Genomic DNA, 7596 nt, shown 5'->3' on the forward strand with positions numbered 1-7596 from the left:
GGCGCGAGCAGTGGTGCGGTTTCCGGCTCTGGTTGCGGCCGTCGGCTAGTTGTCGTTCCAGAACGGCTCCCGGGGCACGGTGTGTGGGATGCCGCCCTCCTTGTTGACGCCCTTCTCGAGGAAGACGAGGTTGTGGTAGGCGTGCAGCCCGACGAGGTTCCTGGCGATGTAGTCGGCCGTGGCCGCGCCGTCCGGCCGCTCCTCGTAGTGCAGCGAGTCGATCAGTCCCTTGACCATCTCCAGCGCGGTGTCCGGACGGGCACCGGGCTCCGGGTGGCCTCCGTACCCGGGCCAGTAGGAGGTGAAGGTGTCCTCGATGACGTAGAAGCCGCCGTTGCGCAGGTGGGGGAACATCACCGAGAACGACGTCCGCATGTGTGCGTTGATGTGGCTGCCGTCGTCGATGATGACGTCGAACGGCCCGTGCTCCTCGGCGACGCGGCGCATGAACTCCGGGTCGTCCTGCCGGCCGCGGAGCGTCTTGACGCGCGGCTGGTCGCATGCGGACTTGTCGAAGATGTCCACGCCGAAGACCAGGCCGCGCGTGAAGTAGCGCTTCCACATGTTCAGTGAGGCGCCGCTCGGCAGCAAATCGTCGTAGCCGCCGATGCCGATCTCCAGGATCCGCACCGCCTGGTCGCGCAGCGGCCGCAGGTGCCGGTCGTAGTGGCCGGTGAACCAGTGGACGCCCCCCCACTTGTCGGACTCGTAGCGCAGGGCCAGCCGGTCCAGTGGGGGCGTCTCGTTGGTCGTCGCGTGCAGCACCACGTTGGTGGCGCGGGCGGCCAGGGCCGCGCCCTCCATGGTCCGCGGGCCGCGCAGGTCGGGCAGGAAGGAGACGCCGAAGGCCCCCGCGGTGCGGCCGGACGCCGGGCCGAACAGCTCCCGCAGGAGGTCGCTGAGCGTGAACTCCAGTACGGCGCCCAGTTCCTGGCCGGCCGGTTCCGCCGACGTGACCGGCTTGCCGTCCGTCACCTGCAGCACATGGCTGATCCGGTCGGTGCCGTGCAGGACGTCCAAGCCGACGAACGCCTCGCCGCCCACCTGCGGGATCTCGCAGCGGAACAGCAACTCGTCCACGAGCGCCGCGGTGATCCTGGCGGGTCCCCATTCCTCGACGGTGCTCAGCAGGAAGCGCTCGTCACCTCCGGCGCACCGCAGTATCGCTTCCAGCACCGCGTGGTCGTCGTACGACATGTGAAAGGTCCTTCGCGTGGTCCGGTGATCGGTGTGAACGGCGTGAGCAGGTGATCGGGCGGTGCGCGGCGGGTTCACGTCCGGGTGCCGACGAACAGCCCCCGGCCCGAGGGGCCGCCGTCGAGGTACTCGACGGTGTAGCCCGCCTTCTCGTACGCGGCCGTGTACGCCTGCCGCGGGAACAGCGTGATGCGGTGGTGCTCGACCAGGTGCCGGGGACCGTGCTCGGCGTCGGCGATCACGTAGTGGATCTCCATGCGGGTGGCGTCGCCGTCCCGCACCGAGTGGGACACCCGGGAGATGGTCCGGCCGTCGACGCGTACGATGTCGCCCGCCACGTAGCCGTCGGTGAAGGTCTCCGGGAACCACCACGGCTCGACGACGGCCACGCCACCGGTCCGGGTGTGCCGGGCGAAGCACCGCAGCGTCGCGTCGAGTTCGGCGGTGGTGGCCAAGTGGCCGACCGAGCTGAACATGCAGGTGACCGCGGAGAACGTGTGGCCCAGGTCGAAGGCGCGCATGTCCCCCTGGTGCAGCGGCACGCCCGGCATGCGGGAGCGGGCGATGTCCAGCATGCTCGCGGACAGCTCGAGACCGCGGGCGTCGTCGAAGAGCGCGGCGAAGTGCCGCAGGTGCGCGCCCGTGCCGCAGGCCACGTCCAGGAGGGAGGACGCGTCCGGCACCCGGTCGCGCACGAGGTCCGCCACGTCCTTCGCCTCGCCGGCGTAGTCCTTCCCCCGGCCCCGGTACACGGCGTCGTAGATCTCGGCGAACTCGTCCTCGTACCGGGAAGTTGGCTCCGTGTCAGCCCGCATGGGTCCCGCCTCCTCGTCCGCGTCCGCCGCTCGCGGCGAGCCGCTCCAGCACCGGCACGACCTCGCCCGGCGACGGCTCGGCGTTCATCTCGTCCCGGACGCGCTGTGCGGCGGCCCGGATGGAAGGGTCCGTCAGCACCCGGCGCACGCCCTCACCGAGCCCGGCCGCGGTGACCTCGGACGGATGGATGAACAGGCCCGCGCCCGCGGCCTGTGTCTGCCGGGCGCGCAGCAGGTTGTCCCAGAGGTCACCGAGGACGATCTGCGGAACGCCGTGGGCGGCGGCCGTCAGCCAGGTACCGGCGCCGCCGTGGTGCACGATCGCCGAACAGGTCGGCATCAGGGCGTGCAGGGGCACGAAGTCCACCAGCCGGACGTTGTCCGGCACAGGCCCCAGGAGCTTGCGCTGGGAGGCGTCCAGCGTTGCCACGATCTCCGCGTCCACGTCGCCCAGCGCGGCCAGCACCTCCGCCAGCGACACGCCGTCGCCCAGGGTCTGCCGGGCCGACACCCCGAGCGTCAGGCAGATCCGGGGCCGCCGCGCGCGCCGCCGGACCCATGCGGGGACCACGGCCCGCCCGTTGTACGGCACGTACCGCATCGGCACCGTCGTGGTCCCGGTGGGCAGCCGCATGCTCCGCGGCAGCGGGTCGATCGTCCACTGCCCGGTCACCAGGTCCTCGTCGAAGGTGGAGCCCAGCCGTTCGGCCGCCCAGCTCAGCCACTCGGCCATGGGGTCCTCGCGGTGCTCGGCGGGCCGGTTCGCCCGCTCCGCGAGGAAGTCCCGGCGGAACCGGACGATGAGGTCCGACCCCCACAGCACGCGGGCGTGGGGCGTGCCGGTGGCCCGCGCCGCCAACGCCCCGGCGAAGCTGAAGTGCTCCCACAGGATGAGGTCGGGCCGCCAGGCCCGGGCCAGCGCGACGAGGCCGTCGACGAACGGCTCGTCGTTGACCAGCGAGTAGAACGTGGGCACCAGGGTCGTGTGCATGCCGAGCAGGTAATCCCAGCTCGCCAGCTCCGCACGGACGCCCAGGTCGATACCGGTGGAGTACTTCTGGACGTCCGCGCCGATCTCCCCCATCAGCTCCAGGAAGGCGGTGTCCCGGCCCACGGGCACCGCGGTCAGTCCCGCTTGGGTGATCGTGTCGGACAGGGCGGGCTGGCTGGCCACGCGGACCTCGTGCCCGGCGGCCCGCAGCGCCCACGCCAGCGGCACCAGCCCGTGGAAGTGCGTGTCGTTGGCGAAGCAGGTCAGCAGTACACGCATCGTCTCACCGCCTCCCCGCCACCGCGCCGGTGGCATGCTCCGCGGTGAGCCGTTCCAGGTCCGGTACGACGTCACCGGGGGCCGGCATCGCGAGCATCTCGGCCCGGATCCGCTCGGCGCCCGCGCGGAACTCCGGCTCCCCCAGCAGCCGCAGCACCCGGTCCCGCAGCGCCTCGACGCCCAGTTCCTCCACCGGCATCGACAGGCCCGCCCCGAGCCGCTGCATGCGCTGCGCCCGCACCGGCGTGTCCCACGAGGTGTCCAGGATGATCTGCGGGACGCCGTGGAGCGCCGCCGTCGACCACGTGCCCGGACCACCGTGGTGCACGATCGCCGAGCAGGTCGGCATCAGCGCGTGCAGCGGGACGAAGTCCACCAGCCGGACGTTGCCGGGGGCCGCGCCCCGCAGGTGCTCCTGCTGGGTGGTGTCGAGCGTGGCCACGATCTCCGCGTCCACGTCGGCGAGGGAGTCGAGCAGGTGGTCGAGGGGGACATGGTGCCGGCCGGAGTCACGCTGGGAGGTGCCGATCGTCAGGCAGACCCGGGGCCGCTCGCACGGTTCCCACACCCAGGGGGGTACGACCGCCGGTCCGTTGTACGGCACGTACCGCATGTCCAGGGTACGCAGCTCCTCGGACAGCTCCAGCCGCATGCTGCGCGGCAGCGTGTCGATGGTCCACTGCCCGGTGACCATCTCCTCGTCGAACGAGCAGCCGTACCGGTCGAGCATGCGGCCCAGCCACTCGGCCGTGGGATCCTCCCGGTGCTCGAACGGTTGCAGGGCACGCTCGGCGAGGAACGCCTGCCGCCCGCGCAGGGTGATCTCCTGCCCCCACGGCAGCCGGGCGTGGGCCGCGCCGGTGACGCGCGCCGCCACCGCGCCGGCGAACGTCAACGGCTCCCAGATCACCAGGTCGGGCCGCCAGTCACGGGCGAACTCGACCACGCCGTCCACGAAGGACTCGTTGTTCAGCAGCTCGTAGAAGGCCGGCACCAGCATGGTCTCCATGCCCAGCAGGTACGGCCATGTCCACAGGCCGGGGTCGTCGCCGGTGAAGTCGATGCTGTTGACGCCGATGTAGGCATCGCCGCCCCAGGTCGCCGCGAACTGCTCGACCGGAGCCTCGGTGCCCACCGGGACCGAGGTGAGCCCCGCCTGCGTCACCACGTCGCTCAGCGAGGGCTGGCTCACCAAGCGCACCTCGTGCCCAGCCGTCCGCAGTGCCCAGGCCAGGGGAACCAGCGGCTGGAAGTGCGTGTTGGCCGCGAAGGTGGTCATCATCACGCGCAGGGGCCGGCGGGGTGCCGGGCGCGCACCGTTCGACGCGATGCTCATGCCGCAGCCACCGGAGCCCGGTGCAGCCCGCCGACGACGGGGGAACGCCGCCGTCGTACGACGGGTCCCGCCGCCGTCAGCCGGGGGGCCCGCTCCGCGAGGGCGTGGAGCGCCGCTCCCGTCACGGCCCGGACGAGGGGCTCGGCCAGCACGTTCTCGAAGGCGGCGGCACCGAAGACCGACGGGGCGGGCGGGGTGGGCGGGGCTGGTGGGGCGGCTGCGGACGGTCCGTCCCGGCCGACCGCTCCGGCCAGGACCACCACCTCGTCACCGGACTTGACCTCGCAGCCCGCCAACTCCAGGTCCTCCCGGGCGAACCGCGTCGCGATACGGTACGACACCGCCCGGTGCAGCGCCTGCTCGGCAACCTGCCCGGCAGCCACCCGGCCGGTGCAGGGCGCGGGCCACTGCCCGGGCAGGAGCCCGAGCACGGCGTTCCCGATCGCCGTGGTCACCGGCTCCGTGCAGAGCAGAACGGTGAGCATGGCCACGGCCGTTCCGTCACCGCCGGCGGGGCCGGCGAGGCGCGGCATCGCGTCGAGGCCATCGAAGAGGAGTCGCAGGTCCTCCAGGGCGGACGCCATGTCCTTGCTCAGCGCCAACTGCTGGGGACACAGGAGGCTGTCCAGCGCGGGAGCGAGCGCCCGGCAGTCACGCCCGAACCGGGCGCGGTCCTCCCCGGGGACGCCCCAGATCCGCGCCAGCACCTCGACCGGCACCAGCCCCGCGTACTCCTCGACCAAGTCGAACGTGTCCGGCAGCCCCTTCGCGAGCCCCGCGCAGACCTCGTCGATCAGCGGGCGCCACGCGTCGACCGCCGCGGCCCCCAGCACCGGCGCCGCGACCTCCCGCAGTCGCTCGGCCTCCTCGCGCTCCAGCCGCAGGAACGCCTGGTGCCCGGGCAGCACGTACTGCTCCAGCCCGTCGGTCTCGCCCGCACCGGCAACGAGCCGCCGGGCACCGAGCTGCCGGTCGGCGAGGATGCGGCCCCCGAGCCCGGGGGCTGCGGTGACCCAGGCTCCGGTCCTGCTCCGGTGCAGCTCGCCCAGGGTCCGTATCTCGTCGTAGAGGGGTGACGGGTCTTCCTCCATGCCACACAGCAGCCGGGCGTACGGATCGCCGTTGGCGCCGAAGACCCACTGCATGCCGCGGAGCATCTGCAGGCGGCGCCCCAGTTCGCTGTCCTCCATCTCCTGGGCGGCTTCCGTGCGCTGCTCGCTCTGCTCGAGCTGCGTCTGCCGCGTGTTCGGCACTTGCTGTTCGGGCTGTACGCCTTGCATGTCCTGCATGAGTGCAACACGCTCCTTCGCCGGTCCCTGCGGGGATTCGGGTCGTCGATGCGTTCGGAGGGAGGAGGAATGCGGGGCATGCCGATGGGGACTTCCTGAGCGACTCGGCCGTTACGCATACGGGTTGGGAGGACCGGGACGCCGGGTGCGGGCAGGAGTCACGGGGTGCGGGCAGGTGTCAGGGTGTGAGCCCCTTCAGCCAGACGTCGATGTGCCGGGCCGCGTCCTCCGCGTGCTCGCGCATGATCGTGAAGTGGTTCCCCGGCATGTCGACGGCGGTGTGGTCGTACTCCCAGGAGGCCCGCCAGTCGGTGGCCCCGGTCCACTCCGCCATGGGTTCGGTAGCCCGGATCAGAAGGGAGGGCAGTCCGGAGGGCGCCGGCCGCCACTCGGCCATGAGACGGTCGTACGTGCCGAGGGCCGTCAGCCGCGTGTCGTCCATGGGCACGAAGTCCTGGGCGAACATGCCCTCAGTGAGCTCCTTTTGCCAGCGGAACACGGGTTCCTGCCGTCCCGGCGGATAGACGTCCACCAGCACCTCACCGCTCGGCGGTGTGCCGCGTCCGACCAGGTGGCAGGCGAGCGCGTGGGCCATCAGTCCGCCCGCCGAGTAGCCGACCAGGACGAACGGCGCACCCCCGGTCTGCTTCTCCACCGCCTCGGCCTGCGCGGCGAGCACGGCGTCGAGGTCCGCGGGCAACTGCTCACCGGGCAGGTAGCCGGGCAGCGGAAGCGCCGAGACCGCACGAGTGCCGCGGAAGAACGAAGCCAGGCGCGCGAACTCGTGCGGCCCGCCGACCGGCGCGGTCCCGCTGCAACAGATCAACTGCGGCTTGCGCACCCCGTCCGCCAGCGGAACGGCCTCCAACGGCGCGTCGAGGTCCGCCGGCCCGTGGAACACCGGGCGGAAGGCCGCGGTCTCGGCCAGCAGCCCGATGAACTCCCGGCTCCGGCCCAACTCGGCGGAATGCCGGTACAGATCGGCCAGCATTCCGCTCTGCCCAGCGCCGACCGACCGACCATCGTCGGCGTCCGGCCCAGGTCCACCGGCGTGCGCACCACCGTGTCCACTATCGGCATGCCGCATCTCTGCGTGCAGCCACCTGGCGAGAACCGAAGCGTCGGGGTGGTCGAAGACGGCGCCGGCGGGGAGCCTGGTGCCGGTGGCGGCGGCCAGTCTGTTGCGGAGCTGAACGGCGGTGAGTGAGTCGAAGCCCAGCTCCTTGAACGCCCGCTCGGCCGGGACGTCCTGCGCGGAGCCGTGCCCGAGAACAGCGGCGGCCTCGGTGCGGACGAGCTTCACCAGCTCGGCTTCCCGTCCGGCGGGAGACAGCAGGGACAGCTGCCGCAGAAGCTGTGCCGATCGGTCCTCGGGGACGGGGGCATGGAGCTGGTCCTGCTCCTGGTTCTGCAGGGCGGTACGGACTTCCGGCAGGTCGCTGATCAAAGGGCGGGGACGAGCGGAGGCAAAGCCGGTCACAAAGCGTTCCCAGTCCACGGCGGCGATCGCGACGAACGTTTCACCACGACCAACCGCGTCGGCCATCGCGGCGACAGCACGTTCGGGATCCATCGCCCGCACCCCCCGACGGGACAACTCCTGCCCCACACCTTCCACCGACGCCATACCCTGACCGGCCCACATCCCCCACGCCACACTCGTCGCCGGCAGGCCGGCGCTCCGACAGC

Annotated in this window: 6 protein-coding genes; all 6 read right to left on the reverse strand. The window is 72.0% G+C overall.

Features of this window, described 5'->3' with window-relative positions:
* Positions 1–45 precede the first annotated feature (45 nt).
* The gene (locus ASC60_RS43355; protein ID WP_055555806.1) at positions 46–1197 is read right to left on the reverse strand and encodes a hypothetical protein; all 1152 of its coding nucleotides are present in this window, start codon (positions 1195–1197) and stop codon (positions 46–48) included.
* Positions 1198–1271: 74 nt separating this feature from the next.
* Positions 1272–2012, reverse strand: a complete 741-nt coding sequence (locus ASC60_RS28290; protein ID WP_055555808.1) for a class I SAM-dependent methyltransferase — start codon at positions 2010–2012, stop codon at positions 1272–1274.
* The gene (gene oleG2 / locus ASC60_RS28295; protein WP_055555851.1) at positions 2002–3282 is read right to left on the reverse strand and encodes an oleandolide olivosyltransferase OleG2; all 1281 of its coding nucleotides are present in this window, start codon (positions 3280–3282) and stop codon (positions 2002–2004) included. Before oleG2 ends, ASC60_RS28290 begins: the two co-directional genes overlap by 11 nt.
* Before the next feature lie 4 nt (positions 3283–3286).
* On the reverse strand, positions 3287–4573 hold the full coding sequence (gene oleG1, locus ASC60_RS28300) for an L-oleandrosyl-oleandolide desosaminyltransferase OleG1 (RefSeq protein WP_055555853.1): 1287 nt from the start codon (positions 4571–4573) through the stop codon (positions 3287–3289).
* A gap of 41 nt (positions 4574–4614) precedes the next feature.
* Positions 4615–5907, reverse strand: coding sequence for a P450-derived glycosyltransferase activator (locus ASC60_RS28305; RefSeq protein ID WP_055555810.1), 1293 nt, complete (start codon positions 5905–5907; stop codon positions 4615–4617).
* Between the two features lie 178 nt (positions 5908–6085).
* A complete protein-coding gene (locus tag ASC60_RS28310) occupies positions 6086–7480 on the reverse strand; it encodes an alpha/beta fold hydrolase (protein WP_159043331.1) in 1395 nt (464 codons plus the stop codon).
* Between the last annotated feature and the right edge of the window lie 116 nt (positions 7481–7596).

Source organism: Streptomyces sp. NBRC 110028 (assembly GCF_001417735.1).
Taxonomy (GTDB): Bacteria; Actinomycetota; Actinomycetes; order Streptomycetales; family Streptomycetaceae; genus Streptomyces.

Excerpts from the sequence above, each read along its gene's own strand:
- ASC60_RS28305 (WP_055555810.1), bottom strand. The coding sequence starts at position 5,907 with ATGCAGGACATGCAAGGCGTACAGCCCGAACAGCAAGTGCCGAACACG.
- ASC60_RS43355 (WP_055555806.1), bottom strand. The coding sequence starts at position 1,197 with ATGTCGTACGACGACCACGCGGTGCTGGAAGCGATACTGCGGTGCGCC.
- ASC60_RS28290 (WP_055555808.1), bottom strand. The coding sequence starts at position 2,012 with ATGCGGGCTGACACGGAGCCAACTTCCCGGTACGAGGACGAGTTCGCC.
- oleG2 (WP_055555851.1), bottom strand. The coding sequence starts at position 3,282 with ATGCGTGTACTGCTGACCTGCTTCGCCAACGACACGCACTTCCACGGG.
- ASC60_RS28310 (WP_159043331.1), bottom strand. The coding sequence starts at position 7,480 with ATGGATCCCGAACGTGCTGTCGCCGCGATGGCCGACGCGGTTGGTCGT.